This is a genomic window from Streptomyces wedmorensis (assembly GCF_000716445.1).
Taxonomy (GTDB): domain Bacteria; phylum Actinomycetota; class Actinomycetes; order Streptomycetales; family Streptomycetaceae; genus Streptomyces; species Streptomyces wedmorensis.
In genome coordinates this window covers 61,528-81,668 of record NZ_JNWK01000042.1, presented here as the reverse complement: position 1 = coordinate 81,668, position 20,141 = coordinate 61,528, and the positions used below count along the sequence as shown (strand labels likewise).

The window sequence follows — 20,141 nt, the reverse complement described above, 5'->3', positions numbered from 1 at the left end:
CAGGATTTGGCCGAAGAACACCTCATAAACCCGGACAGAAGAGGAAGAGTCTTATCCATGCAGGTCTGGCCGGGACAGGCGTACCCCCTGGGCGCCACCTATGACGGAGCGGGCACCAACTTCGCGGTCTTCTCGGAGGCCGCCCACAGGATCGAGCTGTGTCTGCTCCATGACGACGGCTCGGAGACGGCGGTGGAGCTGCGCGAGACGGACGCGTTCGTCCGGCACGCCTATCTGCCGGGCGTGATGCCGGGTCAGCGGTACGGGTTCCGGGTGCACGGCCCGTACGCCCCGGAGCGCGGGCTGCGGTGCAACGCGGCGAAGCTGCTCCTCGACCCGTACGCGCGCGCGGTCTCGGGCCGGGTGAAGTGGGGCGAGGCGGTGTACGGCTACCCGTTCGGGCGGCCGGACGCGCGCAACGACCTCGACTCGGGCCCGCACACGATGACCTCGGTCGTGGTCAACCCGTACTTCGACTGGGGCGACGACCGGCGCCCGCGCACCGAGTACCACCACACGGTGATCTACGAGGCCCATGTGAAGGGCCTGACGATGCTGCACCCGGACCTCCCCGAGGAGCTGCGCGGCACGTACGCCGGGCTCGCGCACCCCTCGGTCATCGGCCATCTGAAGGAACTGGGCGTGACGGCGCTTGAGCTGATGCCCGTTCACCAGTTCGTGAACGACCACCGGCTGGTGGACGCGGGGCTGTCCAACTACTGGGGCTACAACACGATCGGGTTCTTCGCCCCGCACAACGCGTACGCGTCCTGGGGCGACCGGGGCCAGCAGGTCCTGGAGTTCAAGTCGGCGGTGCGGGCGCTGCACCAGGCGGGCATCGAGGTCATCCTCGACGTGGTCTACAACCACACCGCCGAGGGCAACCACCTGGGGCCGACGCTCTCCTTCCGGGGCCTGGACAACCCCTCGTACTACCGGCTCTCGAACGATCCCCGGTACTACACGGACACCACGGGCACCGGGAACTCGCTGCTGATGCGCTCCCCCCACGTGCTCCAGATGATCATGGACAGCCTGCGGTACTGGGTGACCGAGATGCACGTGGACGGCTTCCGCTTCGACCTGGCGGCCACCCTGGCCCGCCAGTTCCACGAGGTGGACCGGCTGTCGTCGTTCTTCGACCTGGTGCAGCAGGACCCGGTGGTGAGCCAGGTGAAGCTGATCGCCGAGCCGTGGGACGTCGGCGAGGGCGGCTACCAGGTGGGCAACTTCCCGCCGCTGTGGACCGAGTGGAACGGCAAGTACCGCGACTGCGTGCGGGACCTGTGGCGGGGCGAGCCGCGCACGCTCGCCGAGTTCGCCTCCCGGCTGACCGGCTCGTCCGACCTCTACCAGGACGACGGCCGGCGCCCGCTCGCCTCGGTCAACTTCGTGACCTGCCACGACGGCTTCACGCTGCGCGACCTCGTCTCGTACAACGACAAGCACAACGAGGCGAACGGCGAGGGCAACCGGGACGGCGAGGGCTACAACCGCTCCTGGAACTGCGGGGCGGAGGGCGAGACCGAGGACGTCGGGATCGCCGAGCTGCGCGCCCGGCAGATGCGCAACTTCCTCGCCACGCTCATGCTGTCGCAGGGCGTGCCGATGCTCAGCCACGGCGACGAGTTCGGCCGGACGCAGGGCGGCAACAACAACGCGTACTGCCAGGACAACGAGGTCTCCTGGGTGCGCTGGCCGAAGGAGAACAGCGAGACCGAGGGCACGCTGCTCCGCTTCACGCGCGCGATGGTCCGGCTGCGCCGCGACCATCCGGTCTTCCGGCGCCGCCGCTTCTTCCACGGGCGGCCGGTGGAGGGCACCCACGACGAGCTCACCGACATCGCCTGGTTCACGCCCGAGGGCGAGGAGATGACGTCCCGCGACTGGCAGGCGGCGCACGCCCAGGCACTGACCGTCTTCCTCAACGGCAACGCGATCTCGGAGCCGGGTCCGCAGGGCGAGCGGATCGCCGACGACTCCTTCCTGCTGATGTTCAACGCCTCGGCGAAGGAGTTGGAGTTCGCCGTCCCGGACAGCCACGGCCGGTGCTGGCGGACGGTCGTGGACACGTCCGAACCGGAGGGCATGCCGCCGCGGGAGGGCCCGGAGCTCGCGGGCGGCGAGCGCGTGACGCTGGCGCCGCTCAGCCTGACCGTTCTGCGGCGGCCGGCCTGACCTCCCGTACGACGGTGGCGGGAGCCGTCACCCGTACCGACCAGGAAAGCGCCGCGCAGGCCACGGCCGCCCCCACCGCCACCGCGAAGGCGGCGGGGGCGCCGTGGCCCTCGGCCAGCCGGCCCGAGATCGCCAGGGCGAGGGCCTGGCCACCGACGATCCCGCTGGTCAGGAAGGCCATGGACTCGGCGAGCCGGGCGGCGGGCACGGTCCGCTCGGTGAGTCCGAAGACCGTGATGAGGTGCGGGGCGTAGGCGGCGCCGAGGACGACGACCACCGCGTACAGCGCACCGAGGGAACCGACGAACAGCAGCGGCACCGAGAGCACGACGAGCCCGGCGGTGGCGGCGCGCCAGCGGGTCGTCAGACCGACGCGGGCGGGGACGGCCGCCATCGAGAGCCCGACGGCGGCGCTCATCACGCCCATGGCCGCGTAGACCAGGCCGGCCTGGGCGGGTGCGCCGAGCTCCTCGGTGAGCGCGGTGATCCCGGCCTGCGAGGCGCCGAACATGGCGCCCTGGAGCACCATGGTGCCCCTCAGGGCGTACGCCGGTCCCGGCAGCCGCGTCCGTTCGGCGGCACTCTTCCGGGTGGAAGCGGACGGCTCGGGGGCGGTGGCCCGGGCCGTCGGGTGCAGCGCGAAGGCGGAGCCGCAGACGAGGAGCAGGAGCGCGGCCGCGAGGAGGGCGCCGGCCGGGTGGGCGAGGGCCGCGGCGAGGCCGACGAAGGCGGGGCCGAGGACGAAGGACACCTCGTCGAGGGTGCCCTCGAAGGAGAGCACCGCGCCGACGAGCCGGTCGTCCGCCCCGGACCGCCGGGCGAGGGCCACCGACCGGGTCCGGGCGAGCGGTCCGACCTGGGGGACGGTGGCGCCGGCGAGGACGCCGAGCGCCATCAGCCCGGCCGTGGGCGCCTGGGCGAGCGCGGCGAGGACCAGGGCGGTGACGGCGACCGCGTTCGCCAGGGAGGCGGCGAGGACGACCCCGCGCTGCCCGTGCCGGTCGGCGAGGCGGCCGACGAGCGGCCCGGCGACGGTCTGCCCGGCCGCCAGCGCGCCGCCCGTGAGGCCCGCCGTGGCGAGGGAGCCGCTCGTCTCGGCGACCAGGAGCAGGCTGCCGAGCTGGCACATGGCGGTGGGCAGCCGGCCGAGGAAGGAGACGACCGGCAGGACCGGTCCGAGCAGGGACAGCGTGTCGCGATACATCCGGAGCATCACGCGAACGTAACGCGATGCACACGAACGGGTGCATGGGGCGATGACACAGAAGCCCTTCGACGGGGTACGTACGTTCGCATGACCTCCATCCCGGTCCCGTCGACCCCGTCCCCGCCGCCCGCCTCCGCCCCCGTCCCCACCGCGACCTACCGGCTCCAGCTCCAGCCGGGCTTCCCCTTCGCGGCCGCCGAGCGTGCCGTGCCGCACCTCGCCGGGCTCGGGGTCTCGCACCTCCACCTGTCGCCGGTCCTGGAGGCGGTGCCCGGCTCCACCCACGGCTACGACGTCACCGACCACCGGTCCGTACGGGCCGAACTGGGCGGCGAGGAGGGGCTGCGGGCGCTGTCCGCGACCGCCCGGAGGCACGGTCTCGGCCTGGTCGTGGACCTGGTGCCCAACCACATGGCGGCCTCCCCCCGGCACAACCCCGCGCTGCGCGCCGTCCTCCGCGACGGCCCCGACTCGCCGTACGCACGCTGGTTCGACATCGACTGGCGGGCCGGGGACGGCCGGATGCTGCTCCCGGTGCTGCCCGCGCGGCTCCCGGAGGTACGGGACCGGCTGCGGGTCTCCGGCGGCTCCCTGCACCTGGACGGGCAGGAGTTCCCGCTCCGGCCGGGCACCGAGGCGATGCCCCTCGACGAACTGCTCGACGCCCAGTGGTACCGGCTGGGCTGGTGGCGCCTCGCCCGCACAGAGCTCGACTACCGGCGGTTCTTCACCGTCTCGGATCTCATCGGGGTGCGGGTCGAGGACCCCGAGGTGTTCGCCGCGACCCACGCGAAGATCGTGGAGCTGGTCGCGGACGGGGTGGTCGAGGGGCTGCGCATCGACCACCCGGACGGGCTGGCCGACCCGCAGGGCTACCTGGAGGACCTCGCGGCGGCGACCGGCGGGCGCTGCTGGACGGTGGTGGAGAAGATCCTCACCGGACCGGAGACCCTGCCCGCCGCCTGGCCCGTCGCCGGCACCACCGGGTACGACGCGCTCCGGCAGCTCGACGGCGTGTTCACCGACCCGGTCGGTGCCGACGAACTCGCGGACGTCTACCGGGAGTTCGTAGGGAAGGCAGCGGACCGGGGCGGCCACTGGGAGGCGACCGCGCGGCGCGCCGCGTACGAGGTGGTCACCCACGACCTGGCCTCCGAGACGGCCGCGCTGACCCGGATCGCGGACCGGATCTGCGCCGCCGACCCCGCGCTCCGGGACCACGCCCCCTGGGCGCTCGCCACGGCGATCCGCGAACTACTCGTCCGCGTACCGGTCTACCGCCCCTACCGGACCGGCGGCGAGGAGGTGCTGACCGCGGAGGCGGCGCGCGGCGCGAAGGCCGCGTTCGCCGTGCCGGAGGAGGCGACGGCGGTCGACGTCGTACGGGACCTGGCGCTCGGCGCGCGCGGCGACGGGCTCGAACACCGGGCTTTCCGGGCCCGGTTCGCGCAGACCTCGTCGGCGCTGCGGGCCAAGTCCGTGGAGGACACCGCCTTCTACCGGTACGCGCCTCTGCTCTCGGCGAACGAGGTGGGCGGCGACGCGGGCCGCCCGGCGGTGTCGGTGGAGGAGTTCCACGCGTACTGCCTGCGGATCGCCCGCGACTGGCCGGCCACCGGCACCGTGCTCTCCACGCACGACACCAAGCGCAGCGCCGACGTCCGGGCCGCCGTCGCCGTGCTCGCCCAGTGCCCGCAGGTGTGGGCGGACCTCCTCGGGGAGGTCGCGGGGGTGCCCGCGCCCGATCCGCACGTGGCGTGGACGGCCTGGCAGACGGCCTTCGGCTTCGGCCGCCCGGACCCGGAGCGGCTCGGGCCCGCGATCCTCAAGTCCGTCCGCGAGGCGGGGCTGCGGACCAGCTGGACCGAGCCCGACCCCGGATACGAGCGCGCCGTCGCCGACTTCGCCGCGGCCGGGCCGGGCCGGATCCCGCTGCGGGCGGCCTCGGAGGCGGCCTTCGCCCTGGAGCCCCACATCCGGGCGCACGCGCTCGGCGCGGCGCTCGCGCAGCTGACCATGCCCGGGGTTCCGGAGCTCTACCAGAACACCGAGCGGGAGTACCGCGCCCTCGTCGACCCGGACAACCGGGCCCCGTTCGCGATCGGCCCGGACGACGACCGGACCGTCCTGGTCCGCGCCGCGCTCGGGCTGCGCCGCGCCCGCCCGGAGGTCTTCGGCCCCGGCGGCACGTACGCCCCGCTGACCGCGACCGGCCCGGCGGCGGCCCACTGCCTGGCCTTCACCCGCTCGGACACGGTGGTGACCGCCGTCACCCGGCTCTCGCTCCGCCTCGCCGAGGCGGGCGGCTGGCAGGACACCGAGCTCGTCCTTCCCGACGGCCGCTGGTCCGATCTCCTGGACGGCGTGCGCGAGTTCACCGGTGGCCCCGCCACCGAGCTCAAACTGGCCGAGCTCTTCGCGGACCGCCCGGTGGCCCTCCTCGTGCGGACGGGGTAGGGAGCGGGCACCCCGCGTGGTCCTCGGCGCGGGCTCGTCCAGGCGGTTGTCCCGTCGGTCGGCCGTGGCCGACCGACGGGGCCTCGCGGGTCGGACCGCCCGTCGGCGTCAGGAGCGGGAGGCGCGGGAGACCTCGCACTTGGTGTACTCGGAGCCGTCGCCGGATCCGGTGTACGGGGTGGTGAGTTCGGCCTTCTCGGTGGCGCCGGCGGCGACGGCGATGCCGGTCTTGGTCGCGGAGGCCGGGGTGGCGGTGCCGCCGGTGAACTTCATGGTGATGCTGTAGTCGTAGTCGAGCACGCCGTCGTTGTTGACGGTGACGCGGGCGACGAGGTTCTTGGTCGCGGAGTCGTACGTGCACTCGTTGATGGTCACGTCGCGCTCGGCCTTGTTGGCGCTGCTGGAGCCGCCGGGCACCGAGCCGCCGGAGGAGCTGCCCGAGGTGCCGTCGTTGTCGCTGTGGTTGCTGCCGGAGCTGGAGGAGCTGCTGCCGGAGCTGCCGCCGCAGCTGCCGCCGTGCGAGCCGCGGGCACCGGTCAGGGCGACGACCGCGATGCCGAAGACCGCGATCGCGCGGACATGACGAATCTTCATGTTTGAATCCCCGTTGGAAGTGGTAGCGCAGGCGCTCTTTTGACGAGCGCACGTCACCCTAACAGCGGTTCAAGGGGCACTCGCCCCCCCGTCCGGGACCCGGCTCAGCCGCCCGGACGGACGATCAGGCTGCGCGGGGCACGCGTGATGAGACCGGTGGAGACGGGACGGAAGCCGTCGGCGAGGCGGAGCCGCGGCATGGCCGTGAAGAGGGCGCGCAGCGCGAACTCGGCTTCGAGGCCCGCGAGAAGGACGGCCGGGCAACGACCGCTCCCGTAGGTCAGCTGATCGGCGTCGTCCCGGAACGGGTCGAAGCGGTCGGGCTCGCGGAACCGCTCGGGGTCCCTGCCCGCCGAGCCGATGAGCAGGGCCACCGACGCGCCCGCCGGGACGGTCCCGCCGCTCACCTTCACCTCGGCGCGGGTACGGCGCACGGCGATCTGCACCGGCGGGTCGCGGCGCAGCGACTCGGTCCAGGCACGGGCCACGAGCCCGGCGGGGGCGTCTCGGAGCGCGGCCACCTGATCGGGGTCGGTGAGGACGTTGGCGAGGAAGGACGCGAGGGCCTTCTCCCGTACGGCGATCTGCCCGCCGCACTCCCCCGCGAGCGCCCCGGCCGCCCGGCCGCGCACCAGCCGCATCATGTCGCGGTACGGCACGCCGACGGCGGCGGCGACGGTCCCGGCGGGCAGCCAGTGGCAGAAGTCGGCGACCAGGTCGGCCTGTTGCCGTTCGGCGATCCGGCGGGCGAGGACGTACGCGGTGCGTTCCGCGACGGCACCCAGCGCGGCGACGCCGATGTCGACGTGGGCCTCGTCGCAGGGCGGGTCGCCGGGCCGGTGCCCATGGGTGAAGCGGCTGTCGGTGAGGGCGGCGGCGACGTCCGCGTACCGGCTGAGGACCCAGGCCCGCAGCAGCGGGTCGTACGTGAGCGGGAACTCCTCGCGCAGGGTCCGGTGGATCGGGTGCGGGTCGCGCGTGGCTCCCGGGTCCAGGGGGCTCGGCGCGACGGTCCGCCCGGTCGGCCCCACGGGCCCTGCCGCCGCCGGGTCGGCCACGGTCCGCACGCGACCCGGCACGGTGCCGGAGGCGGGGGTGCGGAGCGGGGCGCCGGCCCGCGGGCCGGCGGGCGGCACGTCCGGGCGCGCGGCCGAGGGCGCCGCCGGCGCCATGGACGGGATCCGGGTCCAGGGGTCGTCGGACGCCCCGGCTCGCGGAGCTCCCGCCCGTTCCGGCAGTTCCTTCCCTATGCCCCGGTTCGGCTCGTCGCTCATCGCGCCCCCTGTCGATCGGCGGTGGGTGCCGCGGCCGGAGAACGTGGCGCGCGTCCCCCCAGCCCACCACCGGACGGGCCCGACCGCCCGCCACATACCGCCGAACGGGTGAACGGAGGGAGGGGCCGGGGGCCGGCTCAGTCGTGGGACAGGCGGAAGGTCATCTGGCCGAAGCCGACCACGTCGCCCGGACGGACGACCACGGCGCCGGTCACCCGGCGGCCGTTGACCGTGGTGCCGTTCGTCGAACCGAGGTCGCGCAGCACCCACATGCCTCCCTGGAGGGAGAGTTCGGCGTGCAGTCGGGAGGCGGTCTCGTGGCTGAGCCGCAGCCCGTTGACCGGGTCGCGCCCGATCCGCAGCGGGTGCGGGCCGGGACGGGGCATCAGCAGTTTCGGCAGCCGCTCCGCGTGCCAGGCGCGGCCCAGCCGGGCCGTGAAGGCGGACATCCGCTCGACCGCGCCCACCACCCGCCGGGTCCAGGTCCCCTCGGTCCGCAGGTCGGCGGTGAGGAGGTGGAGTTCGTCCGGGCGGCGGGCCTGGAGCGCGCGCTCCATCCGGAAGACGAAGGTGTCGTGCGAGATGCGGCCCTGAGCGGCTCCCTCGCGGAGCAGCACCAGCGCACGGTCCCGCTCGGCGTCGGTCAGCCGAGGGGAGTTCGCCGGAAGCTCGAAAGGGGTCGTCACACATGTGATTGTCCGTCCGTCGGGCCCGCAGTGTCCAGAAGCCCCCCTGGCCTGGGAATCTCCGTACCGGCCGGCCCGGGTTCACTGCTACGTTCCCGCAGTCTCCAGACCACGGATTCCCAGGGGGAAAACCCGACGTGACCACGTCCTCTCCGTCCACCCTTCCTTCGTCCGGGCGCGACCTCGTCATACGTCCGCTCGCAGGCCCGGGGGAACTCGACCTGTTCCTCCGCCTCACCTACTCGCTCGACCACGAGCTCGCCGACGACCTGGCCACCGGCCGTCGCCTGCCGCAGTGGATGTGGGTCGCGCTCGACGGCGAGCGGCTGCTCGGCCGGCTCTCCTGGTGGACCGGTAAGGCCGGTTCCGCACCGCAGGCGCTCGACTTCCTCGACCTCGACCCGGGACTTTCGCCGGAGGAGCGCGCCGAGGTCGGCCTGCGGCTCCTGGAGACCGCCGCGGCAGCCGTGATCCCGGCCGGCGTGCGGCCCCCCGAGTTCTCGCGGTACATGCCGGCGGACTGGCGTGACGTGCCGGAGACCCGCTCCGTCCTGGAGTCGGTCTTCGGGGTCCTGGAGAGCGCCGGGGCCCGCCCCCTGGTCGAGCGGCTCCGTCTCGAGTGGCTGCCCGGCACCCCCGTGCCGGAGCCGTCGGGGCGCCTCGAGTTCCGTCCGGTCCGGGACCGCGAGGACCTGGTGTCCCTGATGACACCGGTGATGGAGGGCACGCTCGACGCGCACGGCAAGGCCGATCTGGCCTCCGGCCTGTCGCCGCGGGAGGCCGCGGATCTGCACTACGACGAGGAGTTCGAGCACTGCTCCTCGCCCCGCGCGTGGTGGCGGGTGGCCCTGCTTCCCGGGAGCGGCGAGCCCGTCGGCTTCGTCGTCCCGGCGCGCAACAACTACCACCACACGATCGCGTACATCGGCGTGCTGCCCGCCCACCGCGGCCACGGCTACGTCGACGACATCCTGGCGGAGGGCACCCGGATCCTGGCCGCCGAAGGCGTGCCGCGCGTCCGGGCGGCGACGGACCTGGGGAACGTGCCGATGGCGGCGGCGTTCGCCCGGACGGGTTATGCCACGTTCGAGCGCGCGATCAACTACGTGTGGGACGCCCCGGGCGCGTCGGGGTCCTGACTGCCAGGATGGACGCGGTAGTCATGCGGTGAGTGGCTGGTCCGTCGACGAGGGGATTCCCGTGCTCTTCGAGGTGTGGGCGCCGAGCGCCCGTGACCGGGTGGTGCTGGCGCTGAACGGCACCGACCATCCTTTGGAGCGGGACGCCGGACGGGACGGCTGGTGGACCGGGGTCGTCCCCGCCGAGGACGGCGACCGGTACGGCTTCGCCCTCGACCACCGGCCGGTCCTGCCCGACCCGCGCTCGCGCCGGCTCCCCGACGGCCCCGACGGCCTGAGCGCCGTCGTCGACCACTCCGCGTACGCCTGGCGCCACGAGTCGCCCCGCCTCCGGCTGCGCAGCTCCGTCCTGTACGAGCTGCACGTCGGAACCTTCACCCCGGAGGGGACCCTGGACGCGGCGGCGGCGCGCCTCGGGGAGCTCGCGGGCCTCGGCATCACCCATGTGGAGCTGATGCCGCTGTGCTCGTTCCCCGGGGTGCGGGGCTGGGGGTACGACGGGGTGGCGCCGTGGGCCGTGCACGAGCCGTACGGCGGTCCCGAGGCGCTGAAGCGGTTCGTGGACACGGCGCACGGGCTCGGCATGGGCGTGGTGCTCGACGTGGTCCACAACCACCTCGGTCCCTCGGGCAACCACCTGCCGTCCTTCGGGCCGTACTTCACGGAGACCCACCACACGCCGTGGGGCGCGGCCGTGAACCTGGACGCACCGGGTTCGGACGAGGTGCGGGCGTACTTCCTCGGCAGCGCGCTCGCCTGGCTGCGGGACTACCGGATCGACGGGCTGCGGCTCGACGCGGTGCACGCGCTCGCCGACACGAGGGCCCTGACGTTCCTGGAGGAACTGTCGGCCGCCGTGGACGAGTTGGCGAAGGAGCAGGGCCGCCAGCACTTCCTGATCGCCGAGTCCGACCTCGCGGACCCGCGGACGACGACGCCGCGCACGCTCGGCGGTCTCGGCGTCCACGCCCAGTGGAACGACGACTTCCACCACGCGCTGCACACCGCGCTGACCGGTGAGTCCCAGGGCTACTACGGCGACTTCGCGCGGGCCCCGATGGCGGCGCTCGCGAAGACGCTCACCCATGTGTTCTTCCACGACGGCACGTACTCGTCCTTCCGGGGCCGGCGCCACGGGCGGCCGGTGGACCGGGAGCGCACCCCCGCCCACCGGTTCCTCGGATACGCCCAGACCCACGACCAGATCGGCAACCGGGCCCTGGGCGACCGGCTTTCGGCGTCCCTCTCCCCCGGTCTGCTGGCCTGCGCGGCGGCCCTGGTCCTCACCGGTCCGTCCGTGCCGATGCTGTTCATGGGTGAGGAGTGGGGGGCGACGACGCCCTGGCAGTACTTCACCGACCACACCGACCCGGAGCTCGCGGAGGCCGTACGGCGGGGCAGACGGCGGGAGTTCGCGGCGCACGGCTGGTCGGAGAACGACGTGCCCGACCCTCAGGAGCCCGCCACCCGCGACCGCTCCGTGCTCGACCGCTCCGAACGCGAACGCGACCCCCACCGGCGGCTCCTCGCGTGGCACCGCGAGCTGATCGCGCTGCGCCGCACCCACCCGGACCTCACCGATCCGGACCTGGGGGGCGTGAAGGTCGCCTTCGACGAGGAGGCCCGCTGGCTGGTCTTCCGCCGCGGCGACCTGCGGGTGGCGGTCAACCTCGGCAAGGAGTCCGCGGCCATCCCGCTCGGCTCCAACGGCCGAGACCGGGTCCTCGCCGCCTGGGAGCCGATCGGGGCGCCGGGCGCGGACGGCATGCTGCGGCTGCCCGGCGAGTCCGCGATCGTCCTCACGGACGGCTGACCGGCCGGACGCCGCGGGCCCGGCCCGACCGGCGGTGCCCGGCGCTACTCGACGATCGCCATCTCGTGGGGGGTGTTGTTGAAGCGGCGGCCGGCGCCGTCCTCCGTGGCCGTGACGATGTCCTCGATGCGGACGCCGAAGCGGCCCGGGAGGTAGACGCCGGGTTCGACGGAGAAACACATGCCGGGGACGATGGGGAGTTCCTCACCCTCGATCATGTACGGGGGCTCGTGGGTGGTGACGCCGATGCCGTGGCCGGTGCGGTGGATGAAGTACTCGCCGTAGCCGGCGTCCGTGATGACCTTGCGGGCGGCGCGGTCGACGTCCTGGCAGGCGACGCCGGGGCGGACCGCCTCGAAGCCGGCCTGCTGGGCCTCGCGGACGAGGTCGTGGACGCGCCGCTCCTCGTCGGTGGGTTCGCCGACGTGGACGGTACGGGTGGTGTCGGAGCCGTAGCCGTGCTTGAGGCCGCCGAAGTCGAGGACGACCATGTCGCCGCGCTCGATGACCCGGTCGCCGGCCTCGTGGTGCGGGTTGGCGCCGTTGGGGCCGGAGCCGACGACGGTGAAGTCGACCTGGGAGTGGCCGAACTCCATGAGCAGCCGGGCGAGGTCGGCGGCGACGTCGGTCTCCCGGCGGCCGGCGAAGCGGACCTTGAGGATCTCGCCGTACGCCTGGTCGGCGGCGGCTCCGGCGGCGGCGATCCGGGCCAGCTCGTGGGCGTCCTTGACGCCGCGGAGCATCGGCAGCGCCTCGGTGAGGGAGACGTACGCGGTGCCGGGCAGGGCCTGCTGGAGGCCGAGGAGGTGCATGGCCCAGGCGTTGTCGCTGACGCCGAAGCGGCCGTCGGCGTCGAGGAGCGGGGCGGTGACGGCGTAGGGGTCCTTGCCGTCGGTCCAGTCGCGCAGGGTGAGCGCGGCGGCCCCGATGGCCTTCTCCGCGTCGGGCGCCTCCAGGGTGGGGACGACGAGGACCGGGTCCCGTCCGGCGGCGAGGACGAGGACGGTGAGCCGCTCGGTGATGGCGGTGGGCTGGTAGCCGGTGAGGTAGACCAGGTCGGGTCCGGGGGCGACGAGCACGCCCGCGAGTCCGGCGTCGGCGGCGGACTCGGCGGCCCGGGCCATCCGGGCCCGGTAGTCGTCCGCGGTGAAGGGCACGACCTCGTCGGTGGCGTGGCTGCTCGGCATGAGGCTTCTCCTCGGCTTCCTGGACGTCGTCGTCCGATGCTTCGTACAGCATCCTGCCGGGAGGCGGCGGGGGCCGCGACCGGATCAGCGGCGGTCAGGGCCCTGCGCGATGAGCCGCTCCAGGAGTTCGTGGAAGTCGTCGCCGACGACGATCCGCAGGTCTCCCTGCTCCGCGTCGTGCTCGCTGAGCTGGGTGAGCGTGCCGTCGCGCCACCAGAAGACGTACGGGCTGATGGCGCCGGGCACGTCCTCGTACCCGGCGGCGGCGAAGGAGGCCATCGCGCCGAGGGCCGGGATGATCGAGGTGTCGCGGATGGGGTGGAAGGCGAGCTGGTGCCGGAACGGCAGGGCGACTAGGGCGCCGTGCTCGCCGAGCGGCAGGCCGGTGACGCGCCGGACCACCCCGTCGAGGTCGAGGACGCGGCTCGCGGTGTAGAAGGAGTCGCCGAGGATGATCTCGAAGCACATGCCGTCGGCGTCGCGGACGGTCTCGTGCTCCTCCACGGGAAGCCCGCGCAGGTTCCGCAGGGCCCGGTCGCGGAGCTGGGCGTGGTCGCCGAGCCGTTCGAGCGCCTCGTCGGTGAGCATCATGACGCTCTCCGGGAGGTCGAGGGCGAGGATCTCGTAGAGCCCGGGGGCGACGGTCCTGGCATAGCCGAAGGCGCCCGCGTCGATGCCGTCGCCGCTGACGACCCGCGGGTAGAGCTGGGCGCGGATCTGCTCGGGCGGCAGGGTGTCGAGGGCGGAGGGGCCGTCCATGGCGCGGACGACGAGGCCGATGTGCCGGTGGATCGTCCCGGGCCAGACGCGCGGGCCGCGGCGGTCCTGGTGGCAGACGGCGGCGAGGTTTCCAAGACCGAACCGCCGGCCCTTGTCGTCGACGACGTGGTCGGCGTAGACCGTGACCTCCAGGCCGAGCTCGGCGAAGGTCTCACGGACCCGGCCGCGGAAGACCGCGGCCTCGCGCTGGGAGAAGTACGCGAACTCGGGGTCCCTCGGTGCGTCGTCGCCGTCCCGCCTGGGTCCTCGTCGCAGCCAACCCACGCCCGCCCGCCTTCCGTCGCCGTTGCGCACAGGGTAGCGACTGCGGGTGTCAGCTCCTGAGCCGTCGGCTGAACTCGGCCACGGGTCCGGCCGCTTCGCGCCGGGCGCCGGCCGCGAGCAGGAGTTCGGTGCGGTGCACGAGCCGGGGCGCGACGAGCGGGACGGCGGCGGCGCCGGGGACCCCGCCGGCCGCCGGGAGGGGCAGCAGCGCGAGACCGTGGCCGTCGGCGGCCAGCGCGGCGAGGGTGCGGGTGTCGGTGCCCTCGTACCGCAGGGCGGTGCGGAAGCCCCGGCCCGCGGGGCCGCCGTGGACGGCCCTCAGCTCGCCGAGGGGGACTCCGGCGGCGGGCGCGTCGAGCCAGCGGGCGTCCACGAGGTCGTCGAGGCGGACTCCGGTGCGCCCGGCGAGCGGGTGGGTCGCGGGCAGGACGACCGCGAGCGGTTCCTCGGCGACGCGGGTCGCGGCGAGCGGAGCGATGTCGGGCAGCCGCAGCGGGTCGCTGGGAGCGGCGATGCCGTCGACGAGCCCGGCGTCGGCGTCGCCCGTGGCGACGGCGGCGGGCACCCGGTCGCGGGGCAGTGCGCGCAGGGTGACGCCGGTGGCGGGGAGCGCGGCGAGGGTACGGGGGTGCAGGGCGAGCGGGGAGGCGGCGACGTTCAGCGTCGCGCGGGGCGCGGCCGCGAACCGGTCGAGGTCGGCGCGGGCCGCGTCGAGGCGGAGCAGCAGCGCCCCGGCGTGTTCGAGGAGCCGCTCGCCCGCCGGGGTGGGCGCGACGGGCCGCCGGGTGAGCAGCGGCAGCCCGAGGTCGGCCTCCAGGGCGGCGACGTGCTGGGAGACGGCGGACTGGGTGTAGCCGAGCTCACGGGCCGCGTCGGAGAAGGAGGCGAGCCGGGCGACGGCGACGTACGTGCGGAGCAGGTGCGGGTCCATGTCGCGTGCGGCTCAGGACCCGTCGGGGGCGGTGAGCAGAGCGCGGGCGTAGTGGGCGAGGGAGCGGTTGTAGCGGGGCAGCAGCGGGGCCAGGGCGCCGAGGGCGAGGGAGGCGGCCTCGCGGTCGCGTCCTGTGTCGGCGAGGGCGAGCGCGAGGAACGCGTCGACGGCTCCGGCGAGGGCGGTTTCTTCGGCGTCGAGCCGGTCGGCGGGGATCGCCCGCTCGGCGGTGAGCAGTTCGACGCTGCGGTCGGGCCGTCCGAGGTTGCGCAGGCTGCTGGCGAGCTGGATGACGGCCCGGCGCCGGCGCAGTCCGGTGAGGCCTCCGTCGAGGGCGCGCCGGTAGAGCACGACGGCCTCCTCGGGCAGACCGGTGGAGTCGTGGGCGGCGCCCAGCTCGAAGAGCGCGGCCGCGTCGTCCTCGGGGCGCTCGGCGGCGAGCTCGGCGACCCGGGCCCGGAACCCGGCGGGCTCGTGGTCGTCGAGCCGCTGCCAGAGCGCGTCGACGCGGCGCTCCCAGTCCTGATCGTTCGTCATGCGGCCAGCCTATCCAGCCGGGCATAAGCATTCGTGATGCCCGGTGCAGGAATCATCGTTGGACGTGAACCACGGGCGCCGCCCAGCATGGACGCATGACGACGAACCCCTCCCTCCGCCCTGCCCGTACCCCCCGGATCGCCCTGGTCGGCGACCGTTCCCCGCACGTCAGGTCGCACGTCCGTATCCCCGTCCTCCTCGACGCCCTGGCCGAGCGGGACGGCCTCGCCCTCGACGCCTACTGGATCCCGACGGGGGACGCGGAGGCCCCGGGCGCGGTGAAGGGCTTCGACGCGGTGTGGGTGCTGCCGGGGAGCCCGTACGCCAGCGAGGCGGGGGCGCTCGCCGCGATCCGCGCCGCCCGCGAGGACCGCGTCCCGTTCCTCGGCACGTGCGGCGGCTTCCAGCACGCGCTCCTGGAGTACGCCCGGAACGTCTGCGGCCTGGAGCGCGCGGCGCACGCCGAGAACGACCCGGCGGCGGACCGCGGCGACCTCCTCATCGCCCCGCTCTCCTGCTCCCTGGTCGGCCACGAGGGTCCCGTGCGCGTCACGCCGGGCTCGCTCGCCGAGCGGGCCCTCGGCGCGGAGCGCACCACCGAGCGCTACCACTGCGACTACGGCCCCGACAGCCGCCACCTCGACACCCTGCGCGCCCACGGCCTGCGGTTCACGGGCGTCGACGAGGAGGGCGGCGTCCGCATCGCCGAACTCCCCTCGCACCCCTTCTTCCTGGCCACCCTCTTCCAGCCGGAGCTCGCGGGCGACGGCACCCGCCCGCACCCGCTGATCCGGGCCCTGGCCGTCGCGGCGACGGAGCACGCGGGCGTCGCGAGCGCCGTCTGACCGATCCGGGCACCCCGGGGCGTCCGCCGCGGTCAGAGGCGGGGCAGCCGCCGGTCGAGGAGTGCCCGCAGCCGCTCCGCCTCCTCCGGGGAGCGCAGCCCGCGCAGGGGCAGCACCTCCACGAGGAGGACGTTCGGGTCGCGGCTGAAGAGCACGAAGTGGTCGCGGGTCTCGCGGTAGCCGCGGAAGACCGACCAGCGCTGGCGGAGCGACACGTGCGCGGTCTCCGCCGTCAGCCCCGCCCCGCTCACGGAGGAGTGGTACTCGCCCTGCCAGGCGACCGTGCGCAGCGCGTGGCGCGCCTGGAGGCGGGGCGTCGACCAGATCAGGACGGCGCAGAAGGCGGCGAGGACGGCCGGCACCGCGGAGGTCCGCAACGCGGCCACGGCCAGGAGGGCGGCGGCCGTCCCGAAGAGCGTCGTGCCGCCCCACCGGAGGAGGTGGAGCCGGCGGAGGCGCTCACGCGCCAGGACACCCGTGAGGATGTCGGCCCGTGTCGGCCGGTAGACCAGCTCGATGACGTCCTGGCTGTCGCTCGTGTCCTGGCTGTCGATCATGGGCCGGGATCGTACTACCGTGCTAACCCATCCTCACGACCAGGTGGGCCCGGTCCCGGCCGCGCGCCACCAGCCGGGCGTTGGCCTCGTCGGACTCGCGGACCCAGCGCTCGGCCAGGTCCCGGTCCTTGCCGAAGCGGACGTGGCGCTCGACGAGCCGGGGGATGCGGCGACGGGCGTCCAGGTCGAGGTACCAGGCCTCGTCGAGGAGGGGCAGGACGGCGGCCCAGGGGCCCTCGTCGTGCAGGAGGTAGTTGCCCTCGGTGACGACCAGCGGCACGTCGGGCGGCACCGCGATCGACCCGGCGACCGGCTCCTCCAGGGCGCGGTCGAAGGCCGGGGCGTACACGGTGGTGCCGGGCACGGGCGCACGGAGGCGGGCGAGGAGCGCGGTGTACCCGGCGGCGTCGAAGGTGTCCGGGGCGCCCTTCCGGCCGGCCCTGCCGAGGCGTTCCAGCTCGGCCTGGGCCAGGTGGAACCCGTCCATCGGGACGAGCGCCGCGAGCCCGTCGAGACGGGCGACGAGCCGCCCGGCGAGCGTGGACTTCCCGGCACCGGGCGCACCGGCCAGACCGAGGACACGACGACCGCCGGGCTCGGCGAGGGCCCGCGCGCGGGCCACGAGCCGGTCGAACCCCTGTGCGTCCATGCGGGGCATTGTCGCACCGCGCGCCCGCCGGCGGCAGCGCCCGGCCCGGCCCCGCGAGACGCGGGGCGCCCTGCGGTGCGTGCGGCGAACGCCTCCCGACCCTCTCCTCCGCCCCTCCCCCGACCCTCCATCCGACCCTCGATACGCCGAGGGTCGGACCGGGGGCGACGCGGGTCGACGCGGATAGTTCCCACCGGTTCCGCGTATTACGTTGGGGTAATGCCGTCCATCGCACTTGTGACCCTGGTCGTCCGTGACTACGACGAGGCCCTCGCCTTCTACACCGACGCCCTCGGCTTCGACCTGGTCGAGGACACCGACCGGGGCGACGGAAGCCGCTGGGTCGTCGTCCGCCCGCGCGGCGCGGCCGGCGTCGGCGGCCTCGGCAACGCGGGCCTGCTCCTGGCCCGCGCCAAGAACGACGCCGAGTCGGCCTCGGTCGGCAACCAGACCGGCGGCCGCGTCGGCTTCTTCCTCCACACCGATGACTTCGCCGGCGACCACGCCCGGATGACGGCCGCCGGTGTGAAGTTCCTGGAGGAGCCGCGCCACGAGCCGTACGGCTCGGTCGCCGTCTTCGAGGACCTCTACGGCAACCGCTGGGACCTCCTCCAGCCGGCCGTCTAGCCACCGAGCACGCACCGGCGCCGTCGGGTCGGACCGGGGGGCCGTCGGGTCGGACCGGGGGGCCGCCGGCTCGGACCGAGGGCGCCGCCGGGTCGGACCGAGGGCGCCGCCCCTTAATTCGGTGTCGCCCGCACGGCGGATCTCCCTACACTCGCGGCACGGCGCACCGACCGGTGGGCCGTGCCGTCACGTCAACCGAGGGGAGCCGACCGTGCGTTGCCGCCTGTCCGCTCCCCGTACGCGCCGCTTCGACGTGATCCTCGCCTCTCGTGCCGGCCGGTGGCGGCTGCGCGCCCGCCATCGCCGACCCGTGACGTACTGATCCCGATCCTTCGGGGATCCGTCCGGGAATCGCGCTGCCCCGTCTCCACGCAGCAGCGAAAGGCACGACACCGTGCGTACCACCACTCCCGTCATCCGTAACCTCGGCATCCTGGCCCACGTCGACGCCGGCAAGACCACCGTCACCGAGCGGATCCTGTTCCTCACCGGCGCGACGCACAAGCGCGGCGAGGTCCACGACGGCACGACGGTCACCGACTTCGACCCGCAGGAGCGGGACCGGGGCATCACGATCTTCGCCGCGGCCGTCAGCTGCGACTGGGCGGGCCACCGGATCAATCTGATCGACACGCCCGGTCACGTCGACTTCTCCGACGAGGTCGAGCGCTCCCTGCGTGTCCTCGACGGCGCCGTCGCGGTCTTCGACGCCGTCGCGGGCGTCGAGCCGCAGAGCGAGACGGTGTGGCGTCAGGCCGACCGGCACGGCGTCCCGCGCCTCGCGTTCGTCAACAAGCTGGACCGCGCGGGCGCGGAGCTCGACTCCGCCGTCGAGTCGATCCGTACCCGCCTCGGCGCCGTCCCGCTCCCCGTCCAGCTCCCCATCGGGCGCGAGGACGGCTTCACCGGCGTCGTGGACCTGGTCCGCACGCGGGCGTACGTGTGGGCCGACGGCGCCGACACCTACACCGACGAGCCGGTCCCGGACGACCTCCGGGACGAGGCCCGGCACCGCAGGCGACGCCTGGAGGAGACGGTCGCGGAGCTGCATCCCGGTGCCCTGGAGGAGTTCTGCGAGCGCGGCGCGCTCACCGCGGAGACCCTCACGGGCGCGCTCCGGGACCTCACCCTCTCCGGCGAGGCCGTCGTCGTCCTGTGCGGCTCGGCGTACCGCAACCGGGGCATCGAGCCGCTGCTCGACGCCGTCGTCGCGTACCTCCCGGCCCCGTCGGACATGCCGCCGGTGCGCGGCGAGGTCCCGGCGGACCCGGGGGCCCCGTTCACGGCGCTCGCGTTCAAGGTGAGCGCGACCGCCACCGGCCGCATGACCTATGTCCGCGTCTACGCGGGCACGATCGGAAAGGGGGACACCGTGCTGGACACGACCGCCGGACGCACGGAGCGGATCGCCCGCATCCTGCGCGTCCAGGCCGACCGGGCGACCGAGGTCGACGAGGCGCGCGCCGGTGACATCGTCGCCGTCGTCGGGCCGAAGACGGTCCGCGCCGGGGCGACGCTGTGCGCCCCGGACGCGCCGGTCGTCCTCGAACCCCCGTCGACGGCCGACCCCGTCGTCTCGGTCGCCGTAGAGGCCCGCCGCAGCACGGACACGGGCCGCCTCGCGACGGCCCTCGCCCGAATGACGGAGGAGGACCCGTCGCTGGTCGTCCGGTCCGACCCGGAGACGGGCCAGACGGTCCTGTCCGGTCTCGGCGAACTCCATCTGGAGGTCGCCGTGGAGAAGCTCCGGCGCGACCGGGGCCTTGAGGTCACGGTCGGCCGCCCGCAGGTCGCGTACCGCGAGACGGTGACGAAGGGCGTCTCCGGCCTGCTGTACCGCCACGTCAAACAGGACGGCGGCGCGGGCCAGTTCGCCCACGTCGTCATCGATGTCGAACCCGCGCAGGAGGGAGAGGAGTTCGTGTTCACGTCCACCGTCACGGGCGGCCGCGTCCCGCAGGAGTACGTCCGCGCGGTCGAGGCCGGCTGCCGCGACGCCCTCGTCGAGGGCCCTCTCGGCGGCCACCCCGTCACGGGCGTCCGCGTCACGCTCACGGACGGCGCCACCCACCCGAAGGACTCCTCGGAGATGGCGTTCCGCACGGCGGGCCGCTTCGCGCTGCGCGAGGCGCTCCGCGCGAGCGTCACGACGCTCCTGGAGCCGGTCGCCGACGTCACGGTGACCGTCCCCGCCGACTCCGTCGGCTCCGTCCTCGGCGACCTCGCGGCCCGCCGTGGCCGGGTCACGGACTCCACGACCCGCTCCGGTACGGCCGTGGTGACGGCCACGGTCCCGCTGGTCGAACTGTTCGGCTACGCGTCCCGTCTCCGCGGCCGCACCCAGGGCCGGGGCACGTTCACCACCCGGCCGGCGGGGTACGCACCCGCCCCGTAGGGGACCAAGAGAAGAAGTGGG

17 protein-coding genes are annotated in these 20,141 nt (G+C 74.4%); 7 read left to right on the top strand and 10 right to left on the bottom strand.

Annotated elements, in window-relative coordinates; translation table 11 throughout:
- The first annotated feature begins 57 nt into the window (after positions 1 to 57).
- Complete coding sequence (gene glgX / locus OO54_RS28705; RefSeq protein ID WP_033208042.1) at positions 58 to 2,178, top strand: glycogen debranching protein GlgX; 2,121 nt, start codon at positions 58 to 60, stop codon at positions 2,176 to 2,178.
- Here glgX and OO54_RS28700 read toward each other — a convergent pair.
- Positions 2,147 to 3,382, bottom strand: a complete 1,236-nt coding sequence (locus OO54_RS28700; RefSeq protein ID WP_033208103.1) for an MFS transporter — start codon at positions 3,380 to 3,382, stop codon at positions 2,147 to 2,149. The two genes, glgX and OO54_RS28700, sit on opposite strands and share 32 nt — an antisense overlap.
- Before the next feature lie 90 nt (positions 3,383 to 3,472).
- On the opposite strand from OO54_RS28700, the gene treY reads away from it, so the two are divergent.
- Positions 3,473 to 5,842 (top strand): malto-oligosyltrehalose synthase, encoded by a 2,370-nt coding sequence (gene treY / locus OO54_RS28695; RefSeq protein ID WP_033208040.1) that lies wholly within the window; start codon positions 3,473 to 3,475, stop codon positions 5,840 to 5,842.
- Between the two features lie 108 nt (positions 5,843 to 5,950).
- Here the strand turns inward: treY and OO54_RS28690 are convergent, their stop codons facing one another.
- The 3 genes from OO54_RS28690 to OO54_RS28675 all read right to left on the bottom strand — a co-directional run bounded on the left by OO54_RS28690 (position 5,951) and on the right by OO54_RS28675 (position 8,396).
- Positions 5,951 to 6,436 carry a hypothetical protein gene (locus OO54_RS28690; protein ID WP_033208038.1) on the bottom strand — a complete coding sequence of 162 codons (486 nt, stop codon included), beginning with the start codon at positions 6,434 to 6,436 and terminating at the stop codon, positions 5,951 to 5,953.
- 104 nt (positions 6,437 to 6,540) lie between these two features.
- Positions 6,541 to 7,710, bottom strand: a complete 1,170-nt coding sequence (locus OO54_RS28685; RefSeq protein WP_234439607.1) for a cytochrome P450 — start codon at positions 7,708 to 7,710, stop codon at positions 6,541 to 6,543.
- 137 nt (positions 7,711 to 7,847) lie between these two features.
- On the bottom strand, positions 7,848 to 8,396 hold the full coding sequence (locus OO54_RS28675) for an FHA domain-containing protein (protein ID WP_017238079.1): 549 nt from the start codon (positions 8,394 to 8,396) through the stop codon (positions 7,848 to 7,850).
- Between the two features lie 137 nt (positions 8,397 to 8,533).
- Between OO54_RS28675 and OO54_RS28670 the strand changes: the two genes are divergently transcribed.
- The gene (locus OO54_RS28670; RefSeq protein WP_051787251.1) at positions 8,534 to 9,535 is read left to right on the top strand and encodes a GNAT family N-acetyltransferase; all 1,002 of its coding nucleotides are present in this window, start codon (positions 8,534 to 8,536) and stop codon (positions 9,533 to 9,535) included.
- A gap of 61 nt (positions 9,536 to 9,596) precedes the next feature.
- Complete coding sequence (treZ, locus tag OO54_RS28665; protein ID WP_033208098.1) at positions 9,597 to 11,348, top strand: malto-oligosyltrehalose trehalohydrolase; 1,752 nt, start codon at positions 9,597 to 9,599, stop codon at positions 11,346 to 11,348.
- A gap of 44 nt (positions 11,349 to 11,392) precedes the next feature.
- On the opposite strand, the gene OO54_RS28660 is transcribed toward treZ, so the two are convergent.
- The 4 genes from OO54_RS28660 to OO54_RS28645 form a co-directional block, all read right to left on the bottom strand.
- Complete coding sequence (locus OO54_RS28660) at positions 11,393 to 12,535, bottom strand: aminopeptidase P family protein (protein WP_033208032.1); 1,143 nt, start codon at positions 12,533 to 12,535, stop codon at positions 11,393 to 11,395.
- Positions 12,536 to 12,619: 84 nt separating this feature from the next.
- Positions 12,620 to 13,579, bottom strand: a complete 960-nt coding sequence (locus OO54_RS28655) for a DUF1444 domain-containing protein (protein WP_033208095.1) — start codon at positions 13,577 to 13,579, stop codon at positions 12,620 to 12,622.
- Positions 13,580 to 13,628: 49 nt separating this feature from the next.
- The gene (locus OO54_RS28650) at positions 13,629 to 14,510 is read right to left on the bottom strand and encodes a LysR family transcriptional regulator (protein ID WP_033208030.1); all 882 of its coding nucleotides are present in this window, start codon (positions 14,508 to 14,510) and stop codon (positions 13,629 to 13,631) included.
- A gap of 12 nt (positions 14,511 to 14,522) precedes the next feature.
- A complete protein-coding gene (locus tag OO54_RS28645; protein ID WP_033208028.1) occupies positions 14,523 to 15,047 on the bottom strand; it encodes a tetratricopeptide repeat protein in 525 nt (174 codons plus the stop codon).
- A gap of 95 nt (positions 15,048 to 15,142) precedes the next feature.
- Between OO54_RS28645 and OO54_RS28640 the strand changes: the two genes are divergently transcribed.
- The gene (locus OO54_RS28640; RefSeq protein ID WP_033208027.1) at positions 15,143 to 15,892 is read left to right on the top strand and encodes a CTP synthase C-terminal region-related (seleno)protein; all 750 of its coding nucleotides are present in this window, start codon (positions 15,143 to 15,145) and stop codon (positions 15,890 to 15,892) included.
- A 32-nt stretch (positions 15,893 to 15,924) separates the two neighbouring features.
- Here OO54_RS28640 and OO54_RS28635 read toward each other — a convergent pair whose 3' ends face one another.
- Both OO54_RS28635 and OO54_RS28630 read right to left on the bottom strand, forming a co-directional pair.
- Positions 15,925 to 16,449: a YcxB family protein gene (locus OO54_RS28635; RefSeq protein WP_033208025.1), complete on the bottom strand. Its 525-nt coding sequence runs from the start codon at positions 16,447 to 16,449 to the stop codon at positions 15,925 to 15,927.
- 22 nt (positions 16,450 to 16,471) lie between these two features.
- The gene (locus OO54_RS28630; RefSeq protein WP_418953288.1) at positions 16,472 to 17,107 is read right to left on the bottom strand and encodes a nucleoside/nucleotide kinase family protein; all 636 of its coding nucleotides are present in this window, start codon (positions 17,105 to 17,107) and stop codon (positions 16,472 to 16,474) included.
- A 210-nt stretch (positions 17,108 to 17,317) separates the two neighbouring features.
- Between OO54_RS28630 and OO54_RS28625 the strand changes: the two genes are divergently transcribed.
- A complete protein-coding gene (locus tag OO54_RS28625) occupies positions 17,318 to 17,725 on the top strand; it encodes a VOC family protein (protein WP_033208021.1) in 408 nt (135 codons plus the stop codon).
- Positions 17,726 to 18,119: 394 nt separating this feature from the next.
- Entirely contained in the window at positions 18,120 to 20,120 is a 2,001-nt protein-coding gene (gene fusA / locus OO54_RS28620) for an elongation factor G (protein WP_033208018.1), read from the top strand.
- The last annotated feature ends 21 nt before the right edge of the window (positions 20,121 to 20,141 follow it).

What these genes read in the sequence shown, in the direction of transcription:
- OO54_RS28635 (WP_033208025.1), bottom strand. Translation starts at nt 16,449, where the DNA reads ATGATCGACAGCCAGGACACGAGCGACAGCCAGGACGTCATCGAGCTG.
- OO54_RS28660 (WP_033208032.1), bottom strand. Translation starts at nt 12,535, where the DNA reads ATGCCGAGCAGCCACGCCACCGACGAGGTCGTGCCCTTCACCGCGGAC.
- glgX (WP_033208042.1), top strand. Translation starts at nt 58, where the DNA reads ATGCAGGTCTGGCCGGGACAGGCGTACCCCCTGGGCGCCACCTATGAC.
- OO54_RS28640 (WP_033208027.1), top strand. Translation starts at nt 15,143, where the DNA reads ATGACGACGAACCCCTCCCTCCGCCCTGCCCGTACCCCCCGGATCGCC.
- OO54_RS28625 (WP_033208021.1), top strand. Translation starts at nt 17,318, where the DNA reads ATGCCGTCCATCGCACTTGTGACCCTGGTCGTCCGTGACTACGACGAG.
- OO54_RS28690 (WP_033208038.1), bottom strand. Translation starts at nt 6,436, where the DNA reads ATGAAGATTCGTCATGTCCGCGCGATCGCGGTCTTCGGCATCGCGGTC.
- OO54_RS28700 (WP_033208103.1), bottom strand. Translation starts at nt 3,382, where the DNA reads ATGTATCGCGACACGCTGTCCCTGCTCGGACCGGTCCTGCCGGTCGTC.
- treY (WP_033208040.1), top strand. Translation starts at nt 3,473, where the DNA reads ATGACCTCCATCCCGGTCCCGTCGACCCCGTCCCCGCCGCCCGCCTCC.
- OO54_RS28645 (WP_033208028.1), bottom strand. Translation starts at nt 15,047, where the DNA reads ATGACGAACGATCAGGACTGGGAGCGCCGCGTCGACGCGCTCTGGCAG.
- OO54_RS28685 (WP_234439607.1), bottom strand. Translation starts at nt 7,710, where the DNA reads ATGAGCGACGAGCCGAACCGGGGCATAGGGAAGGAACTGCCGGAACGG.
- OO54_RS28630 (WP_418953288.1), bottom strand. Translation starts at nt 17,107, where the DNA reads ATGCCCCGCATGGACGCACAGGGGTTCGACCGGCTCGTGGCCCGCGCG.
- OO54_RS28650 (WP_033208030.1), bottom strand. Translation starts at nt 14,510, where the DNA reads ATGGACCCGCACCTGCTCCGCACGTACGTCGCCGTCGCCCGGCTCGCC.